This window comes from Thermostichus sp. MS-CIW-26, assembly GCF_054059115.1.
Window position 1 is genome coordinate 16,159 of record NZ_JBSSBV010000028.1, and the last position, 19,045, is coordinate 35,203.

Sequence of the window (19,045 nt, forward strand, 5' to 3'; positions counted from 1 at the left end):
TGAAGAAGCGGGAGCAAATGATAAAGTTCCCTGCAGTATAGAGAGATTTTTGGGCGGGTTCAAGCCAGAAGGGTGATCTTGTAAAATCTCCTGCTGCTCCGCACGGCGCGGAGTGCTATCGGCCTGTTTTGGCCGCGCTCTTGCTTCTGAGGTTCCCAAATCCCCGGACTGGGCAGAAGGGCTTGGCTTACTTTTTTTCGGCCGCGAGGCCCGATCCCGACCGGAAGAGGTCTCCCCTTGCTTGGGCGTGCTCTGAGAGTCTGCCACCTTGCCCCCTTTCATCGCCCACAACACCCACCCCCGCCATCACGGACAGATGGCCCCACCATTCTAAACTGAGTCTAAATCTAAATCGACTCGGTCTCAATCCAAGCGTCTCTGCTGAGTGTAGAGGAGTCCCGCCCGTGCTCGGAGCTCCTGGCAGACGCAGGTCGGCCTCATCGTTGCAGGGGCAAATGCGAGGACTCGCTTCCACTGGCCCGAACAGGGCAGCCAGCGAGCCTGCGGAAAACCGTCTTATCTTTGTCCTTCATTTTGCGATACTGCTAGGGGTGATGTTGAGAATGACCGCACGATGGCGATGCAAAATGGAGCCAGGGATCCGCTTCAACTTCCTCAACAGCAGACGGGCTCGGCGGGATCCCAGTTGAACCTTGCCTGTTCTGCTCCCTGTGGCCTACTGTTGAGCCTGCTCTGGGCTGTCCCTGCTCTTGCTCAGCCAGAAGCTCCCAGCTCCGCTGCCTCTGCTCTGCCCAACAGCCGCGAAATCCTCACCCCCCCACCCCCCCCCACCCTATCGATTCCCCCCAACCCTGCTGACTCCACCCCTGCGGCTGACCTGACTCTAAAGGGGGCTTTGACGGCTGAAGAATTGGTGGTGCCCCAATCCCCCTTGCAGGTGCGCATCGAGCGAAGGGAGGGCTTGTCTTTGGAAGAAGCTCTGGAGATCGCCGTTGCCCAGAACCCGGCTGTGCAGCAGGCCAGACTGACTGTCGAGCGGGCCGAGGCCGGGGTAGCTCTAGCTCAAGCTGCCTTTGCTCCCACCCTCTCCAGCCGTGCCAACTACCAGTACAGTGAGGCTCCCTCTCCTGGTGGTGGGCCAAGGCGCGAATCCCACACCCTCTCGGCCAGTGTGGTGCGGGTGGAGTATACCGCCTTTGACAGTGGCCTTAGGGAGCAAAACCTGAAGCTGGCCCAAGAAGCGCTGCGCATCGCCCAACTGCAGCTGGAGCAAACGCTGCAGACGGTCAAACAAGCTGTGGCCAATGCCTACTACGATCTGCAAAGCGCAGATGCCAGGGTTGCCATCAGCCAAGCTGCCGTCGAAAGTTCCGAAGCCACCCTGCGGGATGCTCAAGCCCGAGAACGGGCCGGGCTGGGTACCCGCTTTGAGATTCTCCAGGCAGAGACGGAATTGGCCAACAATCGACAAACCTTGCTGGCGGCTCAAAACACCCAACAACTGAATCGCCGCCGCCTGGCCGAACTGCTGAATTTCCCCAGCCCCACCGACGTGTTGGCCAGCGACCGCATTGAGCCGATGGGGGAGTGGGATCTCAGCCTGGAAGAGACCATCATTGCTGCCTTTGCCCAACGACAGGAATTGGAGCGCCGGCGCCGAGAATTGGAGCAGGCCCAAAGCCGCCTGCGCCTGGCACAAGCCCGCAATGGCCCCCGAATTGGCTTATTCGCCAGCCTCGATGCCGTTAACGATTTCAACGCTAGCCGCAACAGTTTTGATGTTGGCTATTCGGTGGGAGCCAATTTCAGCTTGACTTGGTTCGATGGAGGAGAAGCGGCTGCCCAAGCCCGCCAAGCCCAGATCGATGGACAGGTGGCCGTGAGCAACTTCGTCGGCACCCGCAATGAAATCCAGCGGGGGGTGGAAGAAGCCTTCCTGACCCTCAGCTCCAGCCGCGAACAGATCGACTCGGCCAAAGTGGCAATTGCCTCAGCAGAAGAGAGCCTGCGCTTGGCCCGGCTGCGCCTGCAAGCGGGGGTGGGCACCCAAACGGAGGTGATCAATGCTGAAGCTGCCCTCACCACTGCCCGTGGCAACCTTTCCAATGCTGTAATCGCCTACAATCGCGCCCTGGTACAACTGAAACGGGCCATTGGCAGCCTTTGACTTGAGCCTTTCTCCCTCACTCCCAGCCCTTCTTCCAAAAGGAGAGGGGTGCTATGGATACCGCGACGAAACAGTTCTATTCCAACTTGAGCTGTTGTGACATACTCCCGCACTCATGCTGACGCAAAGCGCTCCGCGCCGCTAGCGCGAAAAGAGGGTCAGCTTCCAGTCTTGCTGCCCATCTCGGCAGCTTGGATCAAGGCCCTGGCTCGCTGTTGATCCAACTTGGCTTGCAAGCGCTCTTGCTTGTCGCTGCTGGTATTCAAAACTTTGCTTGCTTCGTCCAAGAGGGCCTGAGCCGCTGCCTTATCCACTTTTTCACCCCGCTCTGCTCGGTTGACCAGGACGGTTACCTCGTTATTTTCGACTTCTGCAAATCCGCCCATGACCGCAATGGCCGACCACTTTCCATCGGCTTTGACCCGCATAACGCCATTGCCGATGGCGGTCAAGAGGGGGGCGTGCCCAGTGAGAATGCCCAATTGGCCCGAAGTGGCAGGGAGGATCACTTCCTCGCTGGGGGCATCCCAAACCGTGCGGTCGGGGGTAATCACACGAACCATCAGCGTCACGACAGATCTCCTGAGGGCTTGAACACTTTCGCGTCGGCGGTGCGGAGCACCCTGCTTCCGATCCTACCGGATCCGGATCCCTGCAGCTTTGCCGGGTTCTCCTTTTGTCTCTTCTCTCGAGGCAGCCACACTTAACCTGTGCATAACTTTGCCTTTACCTCAGGCTGGAAGGCAAGCGCTAAGGTGTTGTCGGGAACACTTATCTCTCGCCCCCACCTCAGCATTGACGGCCAGACCATTGCTGTTGGTTTGTAGAAGGGAGCCCAACGACCGGTGCGCCCAGTTTCCCTAGCGGAGCCAGCCTATGCCTGAAGCGATGCCTAGCCATTTTGCTGCCGGCCTGTCCACACGGGAGCGCCAACTGCTGGAAGACCTCTACCGCAGCCGCAGTTTATCTCCCTACACTCCTGGCCAGGTTATCCCTCTGTTTCCTGAGGAATGGGTGATCGTCTGTCGGGGCGTGGTACAGTTGACCACCCTCTATCCCAATGGCGGTGAGGCGTTGTTGGGGTTTGCCGGCCCCTCCATGCCCCTGGGATCCCCTCTGACGATGCTGGATCCCTACCAAGCTAAGGCTTTGACGGCAGTTGATGTGCTGCGGCTGCCGGCAGCAGAAGTGGAAGCCTCAGAGATCCTGAGTCAAGGGCTGCTCAAGCAGGTGGTGCGTCGGCTGCGCCAAACCGAAGCATTGCTCGCCTTGGCCGGACGGCGGCGGGTGGAGGATCGGCTGCGCCAGTTGCTCTCCCTTTTGGCTGGGGAGCTGGGATCCCCGGTTGCAACAGGGGTGCGCCTGCAAGTGCGCCTTACCCACCAGGACTTGGCCAATGCCATCGGCACTACCCGGGTCACCATTACCCGTCTCCTAAACCGCTTTCGCCAGCAGGGCTGGGTTGCGGTGGACAAAAACCGGCACCTTGTCATCAAACTCGCCCACGCTCCGTAAAACCTTTAGAAACTGAGCAGGATCTGCTCCTAGGGCATGGCTGAAAGCTGGCAGTTTTTGGCTCGTAGTTAACTGCTGGGAGATGGAGCTGACGGGAGTCGAACCCGTGTCCGAGATGGGTACTGAGGGATCACTCATTCACAGGTTTAGCCTCTTTGACCCTCGAGGCGGGGATCGCCGTTTGGATCCCAGCGATGGGAGTTCTCCGCCTGATCTTGGTCTCTCCCTCGACGGAGCCGGAGTAGAGAGCTGCACCCGTTGGGGTTGTGATCCGCCCACTTAACGGGGTCGTGAGCAGATCCTCGAGCTCAGAGTAAGTTTTCGGTTACTGAGCCTTAGGCAGCCAAAGCAGCTGCTTTACGAGCAAAGGGTACGACGTTGTTCGCACGTACTTTTTTGAGCCTGGTGGTAACGGGAGAAGCTCAATCCCGACCTGCATCATGAACCCATGTTCGCCACCCCGTCGAAACCGTTACAGCCCCAGGGTTGACTTGAGTCCAGCATAGCAAGATTTTTGGGGATACGGCCAGAACCTTTGCGAATGTGACAGAAGCTTTGCTAATATGACAAAGCTGCAAACTTGGGTCGGTAGCTCAGCGGTAGAGCACTCGGCTTTTAACCGATTGGCCCAGGGTTCGAATCCCTGCCGACCCATGTCAGTCTTCTTCTTCCAAAATGCGGGGCACCTTGAAGAACATGTCAGCTCGATCAGGGGCGTTGGCCAGGATCCCTTCGATATGCGGGTAGGGCTCGACTTCATCGGGGCGGGTGGGCAGTTCCATGTCCAGGACGTGAAAGGTGGGCTCTACCCCCTCCGTGTCCAGCTCCTTCAGTTGCTCCACGTAGGCCAAGATGTCTGCTAGCTGCTCTGTGAACTGGATCTCTTCCTCCTCGGTCAGCTCCAGACGAGCCAAGTGAGCAACATGTTGGACTTCTTCCCGTTTCAGCATCCTCTCCTCCGGCTCCCAGATTATCGACTTGACTTAGCCCAGGGTAGCCGAGATCAACCGTTCGCGTTAACGGAACGGAGTCCTTCTGCAGGAAAGCTCAGTACACCTCCAGGTTGGCGCGCCCGGTGGTTTTCAGCCAGTTTTGGGCCTCGATGTAGTTGTTGGGGGCAATGCGAATGGCCCGAATCCAGTACTGGGCAGCCTCGTCGAACAGGGACTCTGCTGTTTCCTCATCCCCGGCTTGCAGGCTCAGCTCGCCCTTGTGGTGCAGCAGCACGGCAATGTTGTTCAGAGCAGAGCAAAGTCTTGGGTTCAACTCCAGAGCTTGGTGATAGTACTCCAGAGCCTTGTCCAGTTCGCCGTTGCTCTGGTAGATCAGGCCCATGTTGTAGAGAATGTAGCTGCGGTCTTCTTCCCCTTGCTCGAGGGCGAGGGCTTCTCTGTAGTTTTCTAGGGCCTCGGCATATTCTCCTTCGCTCTGAGCGGCCATGCCATCCCGGTAGTAGGCAAAGGCTTTCTTTTCCTCGGAACTCACCCCTGGCAGCAGTTTCAGAATTAGATCGGCCATGACGGTGAAGGTCTTGTCAATGAAGTTGTCGTTCTTCATGCTGCGCGGCATGGCTGACCCCTTCTAAGTTTAGGACTAAGGATCTGATACATTTACGCTGAACACTGCTGAACATCACTGTTCAACTATGCAGCGATAGCATTCTGTTTGTTTCCATTCGCGTTAGCGGGACGGAGTCCAAACAGAATGGCGGTATCCCGCAAAGCTTTGAGTAGAATACCCAAAGCGCAGTTTCCGTGTCGTCTTACTACCAATTTTCTGCTTTGCTTTGGCTACCATGTTGGCAGACTCGAAAGTAAACAGAAAGATCAACTGGCAGTAATCCGTACTGAACATATTATACATTATTTTCAGTATAGTTGAGCTTATTATTGACTAGAGTCATGCTCTACTCTTGCGTTGTATCACGCCCAAGGCGGGATCCGAAACACAACCCCGTACTGCCCGCCCCACCTCTGGTGAGGTTTTTGCTATGCCTGCGGGAGGGGAACTGCAACGCTGCTGCAACGAGGCTGCGAACGGCTTGGCCAAGGAACTTCCGAGCCTGTTAAGACCGTGTCGAGGAGCGCTTGCTCAGGCGCACAGGATGCCACTGCACGGTTTCGCCGGGGGAAACTTCGATCTCACAGGCGGTGTCGATCAGCCGCTGTGCCTGCGCTTGAGGGGTGGGATAGCGGGCCAGATCTGCATCCACCAGGTGGGGATGCTCCTGCAACAGCCGCACGAGAAACTCCTGCAATTCCTCAGGGCTGAGAAATTGCTCCGGCAAGCCCGGTATCAGCAGCACATAGTGGTTGGCAGCACGTAACAGTTCGGGTTCTGAGTCTAACATGGTGTGGGGTTGGGCGTCTTTTTTCCATCATGAACCAACGGGTTGTGCCTCCCTTGATATCCTGAAAAAGACTTTCCTTGCTCTTGTCCTCCGTCTTGTTGGCGTTTGAGATCTGCTTTCCCTATGGCCAAGCCGCGCACCCTCTCTGGCATTCAGCCCTCTGGCGAACTGCATTTGGGCAACTACTTGGGGGCAATTAAAAACTGGGTGGCCGAGCAGGAGCACTACGAGAACTTTTTTTGTATCGTCGATCAACACGCCATCACCGTTCCTCAGGATCCCAAGCTGCTGAGGGAGCGAACCCGTTCGCTGTTTGCCCTTTATTTGGCCTGCGGTCTCAGCCTGGAGCATTGTGTGCTGTTCGTGCAGTCCCATGTGCCTGCCCATACGGAGCTGGCCTGGCTGTTCAACACCATCACCCCCATGAACTGGGCGGAGCGCATGATCCAATACAAGGAGAAGAAGGAAAAACAGGGGGAGGAGACCAGCGTTGGCTTGTTCAGCTACCCGATTTTGCAGGCGGCAGATATTTTGCTCTACCAGCCCAAGTATGTGCCGGTGGGGGAGGATCAGCGGCAGCATATTGAGCTGTGTCGGGATATTGCCCGCCGCTTCAATGACCGTTTTGGAGAGGTGTTTCTGATCCCGGAGGCCCTGATTCGTCCGGAGGGGGCGCGGGTAATGAGCTTAACCGATGGTACGCGGAAGATGTCCAAGTCGGATCCCTCGGATTTCAGCCGTATTCATCTGCTGGATGACCCGGATACCATCCGCAAGAAGATCCAAAAATGCAAGACCGACCCCATTCGGGGCATTACTTTTGACGATCCGGCTCGTCCCGAAGCCCACAATTTGTTGACGATTTACATGCTCACCTCCGGCAAAAGCAAGGAGGCGGTGGCGGCTGAGTGTGCCGAGATGGGGTGGGGACAGTTCAAGCCCCTCCTCGCCGACAGCATCATCGCCGCCCTGCAGCCCATTCAGCAGCGCTACCGGGAACTGTGGAGCAACCCCGACCACCTGCTCGTTCTGATTCGGGAGAATGCCGCTAAGGCCCGGGCCATCGCCGAGCAAACGCTAAAAACGGTGAGAGAGGCTATGGGGTTCTTGCCCCCCTAAGGGATCCCTGCCCAAGCTTTGATCAGTCGGGGTTGCCATCGCGGATCTCGACGGTGCTCAAGGCGCTCACCAGCCAGTCTAAACCCAGCTCTGAGAGGATCCCTTTCCAGCCCAGGTGGAGGCGCTCCTGCCATTCTTGCCGGTGGTTAATCAAGTACACACAGACCAGAGTGATGCCCACTCCCAGCCATTGCAGCCGCGTCAGCGATTCCCCCAGAAAGGTGCTGCCAAACAGCAGGGCAAAGATGGGGGTGAGGAAGGTCAGGGAACTGAACTCGGTGAGGTTTTCCTGGGAGGCGAAATAGAAGAAGAGGGCATAGGCCAAGGCGCTCCCCATCACCGAAGCGTAGAGAAGGCCCAGCCAGTGGGTTCCGCTCAGGTGTTGCCATTGCTGAGTCTCCGTCAGTCCCGACAGCAGGATCAAGGGCAGGCTGCCCAACACCATGTGCCAGCCCGTCGCCAGCACCGGATCCGCCACCTCCGCCACCTTGGGCATCATCACGGTGCCGATGGCCATCGACAGGGAGGCCATCAACATCCAAACGACGCCGGCCCCCAACTGCAGGGATCCCCCACCGGATAGGCCGATGAGGCCAATGCCGAAAACTCCCAGCCCCAGGCTCAGCCAGCCCAGGGATCCCATCCGCTCGCGGTAAAACCAGGTGGCCATCAGAGCCACCGCCAGCGGCTGCGAGTCAATGAGCACGGATCCCAGGCCTGCCCCTGTCTCTTTCAGCCCTTGGGCCAAAAATCCCTGAAAACAAGTGCCGTCCACTAGCGCAAACGCCAACACCCATAGCCAGCCGCGCAGCCCTCTGGGATGCCAGGCGTGAGAGGCCGCAGAGCCCCGCCCCTGCCAGAGCCGAAAGGCCAGAACCAGGATCCCTGCCGGCAACAACCGCAGAATGGCAATAAAGAGGGGGGTGGTCTCGGAGAGGGCGTCTCGCATCACCACCATTGCTGAGCCCCACAGGAAAAAGGGGGCAATCATCAGGAGGCGTTGCCAGATAGGCTGAGAGGACAGGTCAGACTGGGCCATGGGTGCTTCAAACTCAGAGACGGAAGTTAACCCCATGTTAAGCGCTGGAGCAGTTCAGTTACAAATCTTAACTACTAATTGATTCATGTTGATGCCTGGCATGGGATCCCTGGAGGGCTTTCTCAACCTGGACAAGCCGGCGGGGCTCACCTCCCACGACTGTGTGGCAGTGGTGCGGCGGGTCTTGCGCACCCGCAAGGTGGGGCATGGGGGCACCTTGGATCCGGCGGCAACGGGGGTTTTGCCGATTGCGGTGGGGCGAGCGACACGCTTTTTGTCGTTTTTGTCGGGAGATAAGGTGTATCAAGCAACCTTCCGATTTGGACAGCGTAGCGACACCGACGATGCTGAAGGGCAGATCCGGTTGGGATCCCCTTGTCCTGGGTTGAGTCGCGAGCAGGTGGAGCAGTGTTTGCGGGAGTTTACCGGCGAGATCTGGCAGGTACCGCCCCTCTACAGCGCCCTTAAGCGGCAGGGGAAAAAGCTCTACCAGTTGGCCCGGGCCGGCGTAGAGGCTGCAGAACTCCAGTTGGAGCCGCGGCGGGTGGTTATTCGGCAACTGCGCATCCTGGGCTGGCGAGCCGGAGACTTTCCGGAAGTGGATCTGGAAGTTGCCTGTGGCCCCGGCACCTACATTCGTGCCCTTGCCCGCGATGTGGGGGAAAAATTGGGCTGTGGAGGGCTGATGAGCCGGCTGCGACGGCTGCAAAGTGGCCCCTTTCGCATCGCAGAAAGCCTGCCCCTGGAGAAATGGCAGGGATCCGCGGATCCCGCTGCCGCCCTGTTGCCCATTGAGTGGGGATTTGCCGATTGGGAGGCAGTAGAACTCTCTTCCGCCAAAGCGGAGCAGTGGCTGCAGGGTCAGGCCATTCCCCTCGACCGGCCCATTATCGGTGCCCCTACTTTGCGGGTGCTGGATGAGGAGGGCAAGTTTTTGGGCTTGGGGTACGGTCAGGCAGGTCAGCTCAAGCCGCTGCGGGTGTTGTCGCCGGATCCCTAGAGTGTTGCAGAAAAGTTACATTTTCGTAACAACATTTGCCATTGTCTCAGGGGGAAGCGGGAAAGAAACCCCTGCATGCTAAACTTCTGAGGGCGAAGGGGAGCCTGAAGCGTCGCCGTTGCCGGGCTCTGGCTCGATTTTCCAAGGTTGACCTTTGGATGTTGCCCGGCAAAATCTCTTCTCATTTTTTCATCTCAAGCTACTTTACAAAATAAAGTCACAAGAATGGAGCTGGGGATATGCGGGATGCCGTAACCACACTGATCAAAACCTACGACCTGACGGGCCGCTACTTGGATCGGGAGGCAATGGATGCGCTCAAGGCTTTTTATGACTCGGGGCTGCGGCGCATCAAGGCCGTAAACGTGATCAATCTCAACTCGGTGGATATCGTCAAAACGGCTGCTGCGGCCATGTTCGCCCAGGTGCCGGATCTCATCCGTCCGGGAGGCAACGCCTACACCACCCGCCGCTATGCCACCTGTTTGCGGGATATGGACTACTTCTTGCGCTACGCTTCTTACGCGCTGGTGGCTGCCGATAACAGCATTCTGGATGAGCGGGTGTTGGCGGGCTTGCGGGAGACCTACAACTCCCTCGGCGTGCCCATCGCCCCGACGGTGATTGGCATTCAAAACATGAAAACCCGCACCCTGGAGCTGCTTGGCTCCGGCGAAGACTATAGCTTTGTGGCCGAGCCCTTCGATTACCTGAGCGCCAAGCTGAGCGAAACCGATATCTAAACCGATATCTAAGCGCCTGCTCTTATTCGTCGGCATAGGGGTTTGGCGGCACCGGTATCGGCTCCACCTGCTCGGCAGCGATTACCAACTGAGATTGGCCATCCCGCTGCTCCACGGCCATGCGCCCCTCCAGACGCAGCCAACTGTCGGCAGTTAACTGTTCTGCCTCTGGCCAGCGCACCGGCAAGCCCACGGGGTAAGCATCGGCAGCACAGCAGCTAACCAAAAACCGGGCAATAACAAAGTGGTCGGGTCGCTTGTCGGGAATGACGAACCCCTGCACCCGCACCGGCTGGTCTTCATAGGTGTAGGGATCCGGGTAGACATCCAAGGTGCGCACCCAGTCCAGCAGAGTTCGCTGACGCGGGTCGAGCTTGGGGCGAAAAGCCTGCGGCTGGCTACGAGATACCCCCAGATAGGGAGATACCCCTCGGTTGAGGGCAGTTTGGCTGGAGAGCGGGCGTGGCTCGACCCAAAACCCCAGCAGGGCCGTCAGGATCAACAGTCCTGCGCCCAGCCGCGGCCCCAGTAGCGAGGAATGGACTTCAGAAGAAGGGACTTTGGCTCCTCGCCAACGGCCAATCCCCAAGCCCAACAGACACAGCCCGGCCAACAGCGCCACATTCACATAGCCGGGATTGATCAACATCAGCAGGGTGCCCCGCCAGCGATAGACGATCAGCAGGATCCCTAGCAACATCAACCCAACCGCCTCCCAGTAGGCTGTATTGCCCCACCGCAACGGTTTGGACTCCGTCCCGCTGACGCGACCGACAGGCCGAGACATACCCTTGGTTTTCGCGTGCGGTTCCTCTGGATTTTGTTTTTCTCGAAGACGACCAGAACTGCTTTTGGGCATGGGTTGCAGCTTTTTCACACCACTCCGAGCCTAAGTTTAGCAATCCTCGCGGAAGTGCCCACTGCCGGCGTTGGGGAATGCCTGTGCTGCCAATTTCCCAGTCACAGGTATCGGGTTGCCCGAATAAGGCAAGGACTCCGTCCCCCTAACGCGAACAGCAAAACATTTCGTTTGGCTCACGTTCTTTGATTGCCGTCTTTACAGCTTCAGGGATCCCATCATCAATTCAACAAATCCAGCCACAGATAACCTCACATTGGCACGGACTTTGGCGTGATAGACAGGGTTGCAGGCTGATGTATAAAGCCTAGGGAGTTGCTGCAATTTTGGCGGTCTGCTCTACAGTGGGATAGAGACAACTGAGATACCACACACGAATGTTGTCCGAATGTTGGCAAGGATACCCACCTGGCTGCGGGGCGTGAGCTATGCCATCTATGGCTTTCTCTACCTGCCAATTCTGCTGATCGCCGTCTACTCCTTTAACCGAGCCCGCTTTGGCCTGGCGTGGACAGGTTTTACCTTCGATTGGTACCTTTCCCTGTTTCAGAATGCCCTGGTCTGGCAGGCCACGCAAAATACCCTCGTCCTGGCGTTGGTCAGCACGCTGGTCAGCACGCTGCTGGGATCCCTGCTGGGCTATGGGCTGTATCGCTATCGCTTCCCCGGTAAAAAGATCCTGCAGGGGCTGATGCTGTTGCCGGTGATCGTCCCCGATATTGTGATGGCCATCGCGCTGCTGCTGTTCTACCAGTTTGTGCGCTTTTACACGGGCCTCTTTGAGCTGGGCTTGGGGACGATGATCTTGGCCCACATTACGTTTCAGATTGCTTTTGTGGCTATTGTGGTGCGCAGCCGTCTCCAACTTTTGGATCCCGCCCTGGAAGAAGCAGCCTATGACCTCTATGCAAACACCTGGCAAAAGCTACGCTATGTCACCTTGCCCTTGGCCATGCCAGGGATCCAAGCTGCCGCTTTGCTGGCTTTTACCCTTTCGATAGATGATTTTGTCATCTCCTTTTTTACCAGTGGGCCGGAGAGCCTGACCTTGCCAATTTTGATCTACAGCACGGCGCGACGAGGAGTTACCCCGGAAATCAATGCCCTCTCCACCTTGATCATTCTGGTTACCTTGATCTTGGTCGTGGGCTTCCCCCTGCGGAGTGCTCCGCACCGCTGACGCGAACAGCCGCTCCCGCCTGGGATCCCGCTAGCCGTTCTCGACAGTTCCCCCTCTCCCCCTGAGAGAGGTTGGAGATGAGGGCGTGACATACTCCCATCGCTGACCCTACGGGTACAGCGTGGGCTTCTCGCTTCATCGGGGAGCCTACGCAAGAACCCTCCACGAGCAGACACGGAATGCCCTACCGCGTAGTTGCACCAGATTCCGGCAAAAGCCGTTTTGTGCAAGTACTCCCATCATACACCATGTGGGGGTATCTGTATCCCGACACTGACTCTACGAGTACAGTGCGGGGCTTAGCTACCCCCACACCCCGACAAGCTAAGCCTAAGTGTTGAAGTAGCGGGCTGCCGGATGGTAAGCAACGATGGCGGTGGTGGACTGTTCCGGATCCAATTGATCGCTTTCGTCCATGGTGAGGCCAATGCGCTCGGCCTGGAGCAGCTCCAGCAGAACCCGTTGGTCGGCAATGTTGGGGCAGGCGGGATAGCCGAAGCTATAGCGGGATCCCCGATAGCCCTGGTGCAGGATCTTGCGGATGTCGGGGCTATCTTCGTGGCCGAACCCCAGCTCCCGCCGGATGCGGGCATGGCACCATTCCGCCAGGGCTTCCGCCAGGGTCACAGCCAGGCCGTGGAAATACAGGTAGTCGGTGTACTGGCCCTCGGCAAAGAGGCGCTGGGCATAGGCGGTGGCTTCTGCCCCTACCGTGACCGCCTGCATGGGGAAGACATCTACTAGGCCAGTGGAGCGAGCGGCGAAGAAGTCGGCGATACAGTAGCGGTGGCCGGTTTTTTGGCGGGGGAAGGTGAAGCGGGCCAATTCCCGCACCCCTGGAGAGAGTTGCGGGCGCTCCACCGTGGGCAGTTGGAAATAGGTGGTGGAGCCTGGCTCCAGGGCAAACAGCTCCGGGAAGCTGGCCGGGTCGAACAGGATTAGAGTATTTCCTTCCGCCTGCGCCGGGAAATAGCCGTAGACAATCTGGGGGTGCAGCAGATCTTCTGCCAGGATCCGCTCTTTCCAGCGCTCGATCACCGGCTCCACCTGGGTGGCGATAAACTCGGCAAACTCCTCCGCCGACTGGTCGCGGGGCTTGCGAATCTGCCATTGTCCGGCCACCAGGGCCTGCTTGTCGATGTAGAAGAAGACTTCCGGCCAGGGGATCTGATCCGAGGCGAGAAGTTTGGATCCCCAGAAAGGCGGGATGGGTCGCTCGGTCTCCAGGGCAACGGCTTCAGAGCGGCGGGTGTCTTGGGACTCGGAGAGGGTGAGGGCGGGAGCAGCTCCCACGGTGGTCTCCGCAGGGGGCAGGCTGGGATCCGTTTCCTCTGGAACCCAAGAAGCCTCTTTCTGGCCATTGGCAGAGGGGGATCCCTGCTCCAAGTCATCCAGAAAACCCAGCCGGTCGTCCCAGCGTCCGGCAGCTTTGGCCTGCATCAGCCGATCCATAAAGTGGAGATCGACGAAGGCGTCGCGGCCATAGATCACCTGGCCTTTGTAGGTCTTGCGGCAGTCTTCTTCCACAAAGCGGCGGGTGAGGGCAGCCCCTCCCAAAATGACGGGAACCGTGATGCCCCGCTCGTTAAACACCTCCAAGTTCTCCTTCATAAAGGCGGTGGATTTTACCAACAGGCCGCTCATGGCAATGCAGTCGGCCTTGCTCTTTTCATAGGCTTCGATGATGTTTTCCACCGGCTGCTTGATGCCCAAGTTAATTACCCTGTAGCCGTTGTTGGTGAGGATGATGTCCACCAAGTTTTTGCCGATGTCGTGGACATCCCCCTTGACGGTGGCAATCAAAAGAGTGCCTTTGCACACTTCCCCTCCCACCTTTTCCATGAAGGGCTCCAGGTATTTCACCGCCGCTTTCATGGTTTCTGCCGACTGCAGCACAAAGGGCAGTTGCATCTTGCCGGCACCGAACAGCTCCCCCACCTCTTTCATGCCATCCAGCAAAAAGGTGTTGATGATCTCCAGGGGGGGATAGTTCTGCAGCGCCTCTGCCAAGGTTTCTTCCAGGCCAATCCGCTCGCCGTCGATGATGTGCCGCCGCAGCCGCTCCTCCAGGGGTAAATCTGCAAAAGATCCGCCAGAGCGCAGTTCCTTCCCGGAAACGCCCGCAAACAGCTCCGTCAGCCGCGCCAGAGGATCGTAGGTGCAAATGCCCGAGGACTCCGTCCCGCTAACGCGAACGGCGTTAAACTGCCGCCGATCCCAGATCAAATCCCGACACACCTGCTGCTGCTCTGCGGGGATCTTGTTCAGGGGCAGGATCTTGGCGGCACTGACGATAGCGGCATCCAGGCCGGCCTCGCGGCACTCGTGCAAAAACACCGAGTTCAACACCACGCGGGCTGCCGGCGAGAGCCCAAAGGAGATGTTGGAAATGCCCAAGAGAATGTGGGTCTCCGGGAAAGCCTGGCGGATACGGCGGATGGCCTCCAGGGTGGCTGCTCCGTTGCTACGGTCTTCCTCGATGCCGGTGGAAATGGGCAAGGCCAAAGGGTCAAAGAAAATCTCGTAGGGCGGGATCCCGTACTCAACCGCCTGGCGATAGGCCCGCTCGGCAATCTGGAACTTCTTGTCGGCGGTGCGGGCCATGCCCTCTTCGTCGATGGTGCCGATGACCACCCCGGCGCCGTAGGTTTTGGCCAGCTCCAGCACCTTTAGGAAACGTTCTTCCCCATCCTCGTAGTTGGTGGAGTTGAGCAGGCACTTGCCCCCCGCCACCTTGAGGCCCGCCTCCATCTTTTGCCAATCGGTGGAGTCCAGCATCAGGGGAATTGGGATTTGGGTAACCAGCCGCGAGACCAGCTCCCGCATATCCCGCACCCCATCCCGGCCCACATAGTCCACGTTGACATCCAACACATGGGATCCCTCCCGCACCTGCTCGCGGGCCAGGGCCACCAGGCCGTCCCAGTCTTCGGCGTTGAGCAGCTCCCGCATCTTTTTGGAGCCGCTGGCGTTGAGGCGCTCGCCGATGATTAAAAACGAGTTGTCCTGCAGGTAGGGCTGGGGCGTGTAGATCGAGGCAGCAGCGGGAATGCGCTCGACGGAGCGGCGTTTAGGCCGCAGCCCCTGCACAGCTTCCACCAAGGCGGCAATGTGCTCGGGACGGGTGCCGCAACACCCTCCCACCACCGCTACCCCCAGATCCCGCACAAAATGCTCCAGGTGGAAGCGCAACTGCTCCGGGGTAAGCTTGTAGTGGGCTTTGCCGCCGATGTTTTCCGGCAGGCCAGCGTTGGGGATGCAGGAGATGGGAAAGGGGGAATGCCGAGAGAGGTAGCGGATGTGCTCCACCATTTTGTCGGGGCCGGTGGCGCAGTTGAGGCCCAGCACATCGATGGGATAGGGCTCCAGGATGGCCAAAGCCGCCCCGATCTCCGTGCCCACCAGCATTGTCCCCTGCACCTCAAAGGTCAGGGACACCACCACCGGCAGGCGGATCCCGCGTCGGGCAAACTCCTGCTGCACGGCCACCAGGGCCGCCTTGGTCTGCAAAATGTCCTGGCAGGTCTCGATGATCAGCAGATCCGCCCCACCGTCAACTAGCCCCTGCACCTGCTCCTCGTAGGCAGCCCGCATCTCATCAAAGCTGATGTGCCCCAGGGTGGGCAGCTTGGTGGTGGGGCCGATGGAGCCGGCCACAAAACGGGGCTTTTCCGGCGTCGCAAACTCGGCTGCTACCCGCTTGGCCAGTCGCGCCGCCGCCACGTTCAGCTCGTAGGCTTTTTCCGGGATCCCATATTCGGCCAAAACAATGGAGGTAGCCCCAAAGGTATTGGTCTCGATGACGTCTGCCCCCACTTCCAGAAAGCCGCGGTGTACCCGCTCCACCGCCTCCGGCTTGGTCAGCACCAGCATCTCATTGCAGCCCTCCAGCTCCGGCCCACCAAAATCCGCTGCGGTCAGGTTCTGGGCTTGCAGGGAGGAGCCCATCGCCCCATCAAAGACAATCACACGTTCCTGAAGATGCTGCAGGAAGGGATGGGTCATAGAAGTCAAAGTCAGGCAGGGTGTCATCGACCTAGAGTCTGATTTAAGTTAGCATCGAGCCATTTGCTCGGACTAGGCCGAAGGGTGGATCCCTGGCCAGGGCTTCCATTCTGGCCATTGTTGAGGCGAATTTAACATTTTCTTTGCCTGCCCCGTTGCTGTTTCCCCCAGGTCGGGCTAATTTAGGGAAGACGTTTTGGTGTGAACGGCTACAGTTGCTCGCAAGTGTTCCTCCCAGGGTCACTTGTCGCCTGCTGTAGAGCGATCTTCTCCTCGCGGGTTGGAGTGGTTGAGGTGCTGAATGTTCCGCCCCCCCAGTGAAGTGCCTCGCACCTCGTCGCAGGATTGGCGAAGAGAAAGATCCACCTTTCGCCACCTCGAGAGGCCCCGTCCATCAAGACGAGTCTTGCGCCAGTTCAGTTGAGCTCCATGAGCGATATCTGCTTCCAGATTGACCCGAGCAATCGGTTATTCAGAAGCGGGCAGGCTGGCCTAGGGCAAGTCAGGCTTTGGCTTGCGGATATCGGCTCCCTCACTCTGGCGTTGTGGGATGCAGCAGAGCTGCAACTTGCTCCTCTCCCTTTGGCGTCTAAGCTTCCTTAGTCACCTTTAGTTGTCTGTGATTTGGATCACGAGGAACTCAGCATGGCTCAAGCAAAGGAATTGGTGAAATCGGGTAAAACAGCTCTTCTCGAATCGGATCTGGAAAATCCACCTTCTGGCACCCTGGAGTTGGACACGGAGACAGATACCCTCGAGAGCGAACTGGATACCGGTGACACTGATGCTTTTGATGAGGATGACGACGACGAAGAGGCAGCAGAGGAGGATGGAGAGACTGCCGCCGCCGGTGCCAAAGGTCGCTCAAAGCGCAAGGCGGCCAGTAAGAAAAAGCCCTACACCGATGACTCTATCCGGGTCTATTTGCAAGAAATTGGGCGTATCCGGCTGCTGCGGGCCGATGAAGAAATCGAGCTAGCCCGAAAAATTGCCGATCTGCTGGAGCTAGAGCGCGCTCGCGAGGCCGTTTTTCAGCGTATGGGCCTCTGGTCAGACCCAGAAGAGGTGCCGGACACCCTCTGGGCAGAAGAGGTCAAGATGTCCTTGCCGGAATTTCGGCGGCGGTTGCATCGGGGGCGGCGGGCCAAAGAAAAGATGGTGCAGTCTAATCTGCGTTTGGTGGTGTCCATCGCCAAAAAGTACATGAACCGGGGCCTGTCTTTTCAGGATTTGATTCAGGAGGGATCCCTGGGCCTGATTCGGGCAGCCGAGAAATTCGACCACGAGAAGGGCTACAAGTTCTCCACCTATGCGACGTGGTGGATTCGACAGGCCATCACCCGCGCCATTGCCGACCAATCCCGCACCATTCGCCTGCCTGTCCACCTCTACGAGACGATCTCCCGCATCAAAAAGGTAACCAAGTTGCTTTCCCAGGAATTGGGCCGCAAGCCCACCGAAGAGGAGATCGCCACCCGCATGGAGATCACCATCGAGAAGTTGCGCTTTATCGCCAAGTCGGCCCAGCTTCCCATCTCTTTGGAAACCCCCATCGGCAAGGAAGAGGATTCTCGGCTGGGAGACTTTATCGAGTCGGATGGGGAGACGCCGGAGGATCGGGTGGCCAAAGTCTTGCTCAGAGAAGATCTGGAAAGCGTTTTGGAAACCCTCACCGCCCGCGAACGGGATGTGTTGAAGTTGCGCTACGGCTTGGATGATGGCCGCATGAAAACTCTCGAGGAAATCGGCCAGATCTTTAATGTCACCCGTGAGCGAATCCGGCAGATTGAGGCTAAGGCTCTGCGCAAGTTGCGCCACCCCAACCGCAACAGCGTGTTGAAGGAATACATCCGCTAACTCTGCGGTCTGTTCCAGCTTCGATAGAGAGCCGGGGCAAGGGATCACTGCTTAGGATCCAAGAGAGTTCCCGGCCCCCTAAGGCAGACTGAGTTGGAACTGCCAACCCGCGCGATGGAGGATCTTCAGCATGAACTCGAACCAGACTCCGCGGATCCCAGTCTTTCTGAAAAAGCAGCCCTCTTTCTGGTGTTGGCCGCGGTGGGCGCCATCGGAGCGTTGGTGGCCAAGCTCACCATTGTCAAGCTCACCATTGTGGTGGGGCGCACCGTTCGCAAGGATTCCTATTTTCTCTCCCAGAGGGCTGGATTGGCGGATCCCTTTACACAGACTCAAGGACTGAGCGATTGCGGCGCTTCTGGGCAGCCTTGACTTTCTACACGGCCCTGCCTCTGGGGTGGGTCGGAGACTTGCCGTTTGAGGGCATTGCCGCCTGGCTGCCAGGGGTAGGTGTGTTGCTGGGCGGGATCCTCTCCCTGGCTGGGATCCTGCTGCAGATTTTCCCCAATCCGGTGCGGGCCGCTTTGCTCTTGGCCCTGTGGGTTCTCTTGACCGGTGGGCTGCACCTGGACGGGGTGGCCGATACTGCCGATGGCTTGGCGATCAATGTCCACAAGAATCCTTACAAAGGGGATCCGGAACGGTCAACTGAGGATGGGCAAAAATCTGACTTGCAGGGATCCCGTCGCCGTCTGCAGGTGATGAGCGATAGCCACACCGGGGCCTATGGGGTACTGGCCTTGGTGCTGCTGCTGCTGCTGAAATTTGCTGCCCTGAGCAGCGTTCGAGCTTGGCCCCTCTTGCTGCTGGTGCCCGCCTGGGGGCGTTGGGGCCAGTTGCTCGCCATTGCCCTGTACCCCTACCTGCGCGAGCAGGGATCCGCCCGCTTCCTCAAAGACTCCACTTCCCTGCCGGGATCCCTGTGGCCGGGCACTCTGCTTGTGCTGGCCATCACCGGGGGGTTGGGCTGGGCTGGGATCTTGGCTTGGCCCCCTTTGCTGCTCTGGACGCTGGGATCCGCCCTGGGGGCTTGGGCCGTGGGCTACTGGATCTACCGCCAGTTGGGAGGACACACGGGCGATACCTACGGAGCTACGGTGGAATGGTCAGAAGCGATAGCATTGCTGTGGGGATCCCTTATTGGGCCATCATGAATCTGATACATTTACGCTGAACACTGCTGAACATCACTGTTCAACTATGCAGCGATAGCATTCTGTTTGTTTCCATTCGCGTTAGCGGGACGGAGT

17 protein-coding genes, 1 tRNA gene and 1 other RNA gene are annotated in these 19,045 nt (G+C 58.4%); 10 read left to right on the top strand and 9 right to left on the bottom strand.

Annotated elements, in window-relative coordinates:
- Positions 1-574: 574 nt before the first annotated feature.
- Positions 575-2,128 carry a TolC family protein gene (locus tag ACVWZU_RS09820; RefSeq protein WP_457444631.1) on the top strand — a complete coding sequence of 518 codons (1,554 nt, stop codon included), beginning with the start codon at positions 575-577 and terminating at the stop codon, positions 2,126-2,128.
- A 158-nt stretch (positions 2,129-2,286) separates the two neighbouring features.
- On the opposite strand, the gene atpC is transcribed toward ACVWZU_RS09820, so the two are convergent.
- The gene (gene atpC, locus ACVWZU_RS09825; RefSeq protein WP_414330392.1) at positions 2,287-2,700 is read right to left on the bottom strand and encodes an ATP synthase F1 subunit epsilon; all 414 of its coding nucleotides are present in this window, start codon (positions 2,698-2,700) and stop codon (positions 2,287-2,289) included.
- A 304-nt stretch (positions 2,701-3,004) separates the two neighbouring features.
- Here atpC and ACVWZU_RS09830 point away from each other — a divergent pair, with 304 nt between their 5' ends.
- Entirely contained in the window at positions 3,005-3,643 is a 639-nt protein-coding gene (locus tag ACVWZU_RS09830; RefSeq protein ID WP_457444633.1) for a Crp/Fnr family transcriptional regulator, read from the top strand.
- Between the two features lie 80 nt (positions 3,644-3,723).
- Here the strand turns inward: ACVWZU_RS09830 and ssrA are convergent.
- Positions 3,724-4,125, bottom strand: a transfer-messenger RNA (tmRNA) gene (ssrA, locus tag ACVWZU_RS09835).
- A gap of 100 nt (positions 4,126-4,225) precedes the next feature.
- On the opposite strand from ssrA, the gene ACVWZU_RS09840 reads away from it, so the two are divergent.
- Positions 4,226-4,297, top strand: a tRNA-Lys gene (locus tag ACVWZU_RS09840).
- A gap of 2 nt (positions 4,298-4,299) precedes the next feature.
- Here the strand turns inward: ACVWZU_RS09840 and gatC are convergent.
- The 3 genes from gatC to ACVWZU_RS09855 all read right to left on the bottom strand — a co-directional run bounded on the left by gatC (position 4,300) and on the right by ACVWZU_RS09855 (position 5,993).
- On the bottom strand, positions 4,300-4,593 hold the full coding sequence (gene gatC / locus ACVWZU_RS09845) for an Asp-tRNA(Asn)/Glu-tRNA(Gln) amidotransferase subunit GatC (protein WP_457444635.1): 294 nt from the start codon (positions 4,591-4,593) through the stop codon (positions 4,300-4,302).
- Positions 4,594-4,690: 97 nt separating this feature from the next.
- Positions 4,691-5,212, bottom strand: coding sequence for a photosystem I assembly protein Ycf3 (locus ACVWZU_RS09850; protein WP_414330387.1), 522 nt, complete (start codon positions 5,210-5,212; stop codon positions 4,691-4,693).
- A gap of 496 nt (positions 5,213-5,708) precedes the next feature.
- The gene (locus tag ACVWZU_RS09855; RefSeq protein ID WP_414399900.1) at positions 5,709-5,993 is read right to left on the bottom strand and encodes a chlororespiratory reduction protein 7; all 285 of its coding nucleotides are present in this window, start codon (positions 5,991-5,993) and stop codon (positions 5,709-5,711) included.
- A 123-nt stretch (positions 5,994-6,116) separates the two neighbouring features.
- On the opposite strand from ACVWZU_RS09855, the gene trpS reads away from it, so the two are divergent.
- Complete coding sequence (trpS, locus tag ACVWZU_RS09860; RefSeq protein ID WP_457444637.1) at positions 6,117-7,112, top strand: tryptophan--tRNA ligase; 996 nt, start codon at positions 6,117-6,119, stop codon at positions 7,110-7,112.
- Between the two features lie 22 nt (positions 7,113-7,134).
- On the opposite strand, the gene ACVWZU_RS09865 is transcribed toward trpS, so the two are convergent.
- A complete protein-coding gene (locus tag ACVWZU_RS09865; protein ID WP_457444639.1) occupies positions 7,135-8,151 on the bottom strand; it encodes a DMT family transporter in 1,017 nt (338 codons plus the stop codon).
- Positions 8,152-8,236: 85 nt separating this feature from the next.
- Here ACVWZU_RS09865 and truB point away from each other — a divergent pair, with 85 nt between their 5' ends.
- Complete coding sequence (gene truB, locus ACVWZU_RS09870) at positions 8,237-9,151, top strand: tRNA pseudouridine(55) synthase TruB (protein WP_457444641.1); 915 nt, start codon at positions 8,237-8,239, stop codon at positions 9,149-9,151.
- 239 nt (positions 9,152-9,390) lie between these two features.
- On the top strand, positions 9,391-9,894 hold the full coding sequence (apcB, locus tag ACVWZU_RS09875) for an allophycocyanin subunit beta (RefSeq protein WP_011433791.1): 504 nt from the start codon (positions 9,391-9,393) through the stop codon (positions 9,892-9,894).
- Positions 9,895-9,916: 22 nt separating this feature from the next.
- Here the strand turns inward: apcB and ACVWZU_RS09880 are convergent, their stop codons facing one another.
- Positions 9,917-10,681: a TIGR03943 family putative permease subunit gene (locus ACVWZU_RS09880; protein WP_457444643.1), complete on the bottom strand. Its 765-nt coding sequence runs from the start codon at positions 10,679-10,681 to the stop codon at positions 9,917-9,919.
- 460 nt (positions 10,682-11,141) lie between these two features.
- On the opposite strand from ACVWZU_RS09880, the gene ACVWZU_RS09885 reads away from it, so the two are divergent.
- Entirely contained in the window at positions 11,142-11,933 is a 792-nt protein-coding gene (locus tag ACVWZU_RS09885) for an ABC transporter permease (RefSeq protein WP_011433789.1), read from the top strand.
- Between the two features lie 330 nt (positions 11,934-12,263).
- Here the strand turns inward: ACVWZU_RS09885 and metH are convergent, their stop codons facing one another.
- Together metH and ACVWZU_RS09895 are read right to left on the bottom strand one after the other, a co-directional pair.
- Positions 12,264-15,938: a methionine synthase gene (metH, locus tag ACVWZU_RS09890; protein WP_457444645.1), complete on the bottom strand. Its 3,675-nt coding sequence runs from the start codon at positions 15,936-15,938 to the stop codon at positions 12,264-12,266.
- A 240-nt stretch (positions 15,939-16,178) separates the two neighbouring features.
- Positions 16,179-16,304 (bottom strand): hypothetical protein, encoded by a 126-nt coding sequence (locus ACVWZU_RS09895; RefSeq protein ID WP_457444647.1) that lies wholly within the window; start codon positions 16,302-16,304, stop codon positions 16,179-16,181.
- Between the two features lie 279 nt (positions 16,305-16,583).
- Between ACVWZU_RS09895 and rpoD the strand changes: the two genes are divergently transcribed.
- From rpoD to ACVWZU_RS09910, 3 genes are all read left to right on the top strand, one after another.
- On the top strand, positions 16,584-17,795 hold the full coding sequence (gene rpoD, locus ACVWZU_RS09900) for an RNA polymerase sigma factor RpoD (RefSeq protein WP_011433786.1): 1,212 nt from the start codon (positions 16,584-16,586) through the stop codon (positions 17,793-17,795).
- A 93-nt stretch (positions 17,796-17,888) separates the two neighbouring features.
- The gene (locus ACVWZU_RS09905; protein ID WP_011433785.1) at positions 17,889-18,167 is read left to right on the top strand and encodes a hypothetical protein; all 279 of its coding nucleotides are present in this window, start codon (positions 17,889-17,891) and stop codon (positions 18,165-18,167) included.
- Positions 18,164-18,949, top strand: a complete 786-nt coding sequence (locus ACVWZU_RS09910) for an adenosylcobinamide-GDP ribazoletransferase (RefSeq protein WP_238376764.1) — start codon at positions 18,164-18,166, stop codon at positions 18,947-18,949. Before ACVWZU_RS09905 ends, ACVWZU_RS09910 begins: the two co-directional genes overlap by 4 nt.
- Positions 18,950-19,045: the final 96 nt, after the last annotated feature.

Coding starts and splice junctions, on each gene's coding strand:
- metH (WP_457444645.1), bottom strand. CDS start 15,938: ATGACCCATCCCTTCCTGCAGCATCTTCAGGAACGTGTGATTGTCTTT.
- ACVWZU_RS09865 (WP_457444639.1), bottom strand. CDS start 8,151: ATGGCCCAGTCTGACCTGTCCTCTCAGCCTATCTGGCAACGCCTCCTG.
- gatC (WP_457444635.1), bottom strand. CDS start 4,593: ATGCTGAAACGGGAAGAAGTCCAACATGTTGCTCACTTGGCTCGTCTG.
- truB (WP_457444641.1), top strand. CDS start 8,237: ATGTTGATGCCTGGCATGGGATCCCTGGAGGGCTTTCTCAACCTGGAC.
- ACVWZU_RS09885 (WP_011433789.1), top strand. CDS start 11,142: ATGTTGGCAAGGATACCCACCTGGCTGCGGGGCGTGAGCTATGCCATC.
- ACVWZU_RS09830 (WP_457444633.1), top strand. CDS start 3,005: ATGCCTGAAGCGATGCCTAGCCATTTTGCTGCCGGCCTGTCCACACGG.
- ACVWZU_RS09850 (WP_414330387.1), bottom strand. CDS start 5,212: ATGCCGCGCAGCATGAAGAACGACAACTTCATTGACAAGACCTTCACC.
- trpS (WP_457444637.1), top strand. CDS start 6,117: ATGGCCAAGCCGCGCACCCTCTCTGGCATTCAGCCCTCTGGCGAACTG.
- ACVWZU_RS09820 (WP_457444631.1), top strand. CDS start 575: ATGGCGATGCAAAATGGAGCCAGGGATCCGCTTCAACTTCCTCAACAG.
- ACVWZU_RS09855 (WP_414399900.1), bottom strand. CDS start 5,993: ATGTTAGACTCAGAACCCGAACTGTTACGTGCTGCCAACCACTATGTG.
- rpoD (WP_011433786.1), top strand. CDS start 16,584: ATGGCTCAAGCAAAGGAATTGGTGAAATCGGGTAAAACAGCTCTTCTC.
- ACVWZU_RS09880 (WP_457444643.1), bottom strand. CDS start 10,681: ATGTCTCGGCCTGTCGGTCGCGTCAGCGGGACGGAGTCCAAACCGTTG.
- apcB (WP_011433791.1), top strand. CDS start 9,391: ATGCGGGATGCCGTAACCACACTGATCAAAACCTACGACCTGACGGGC.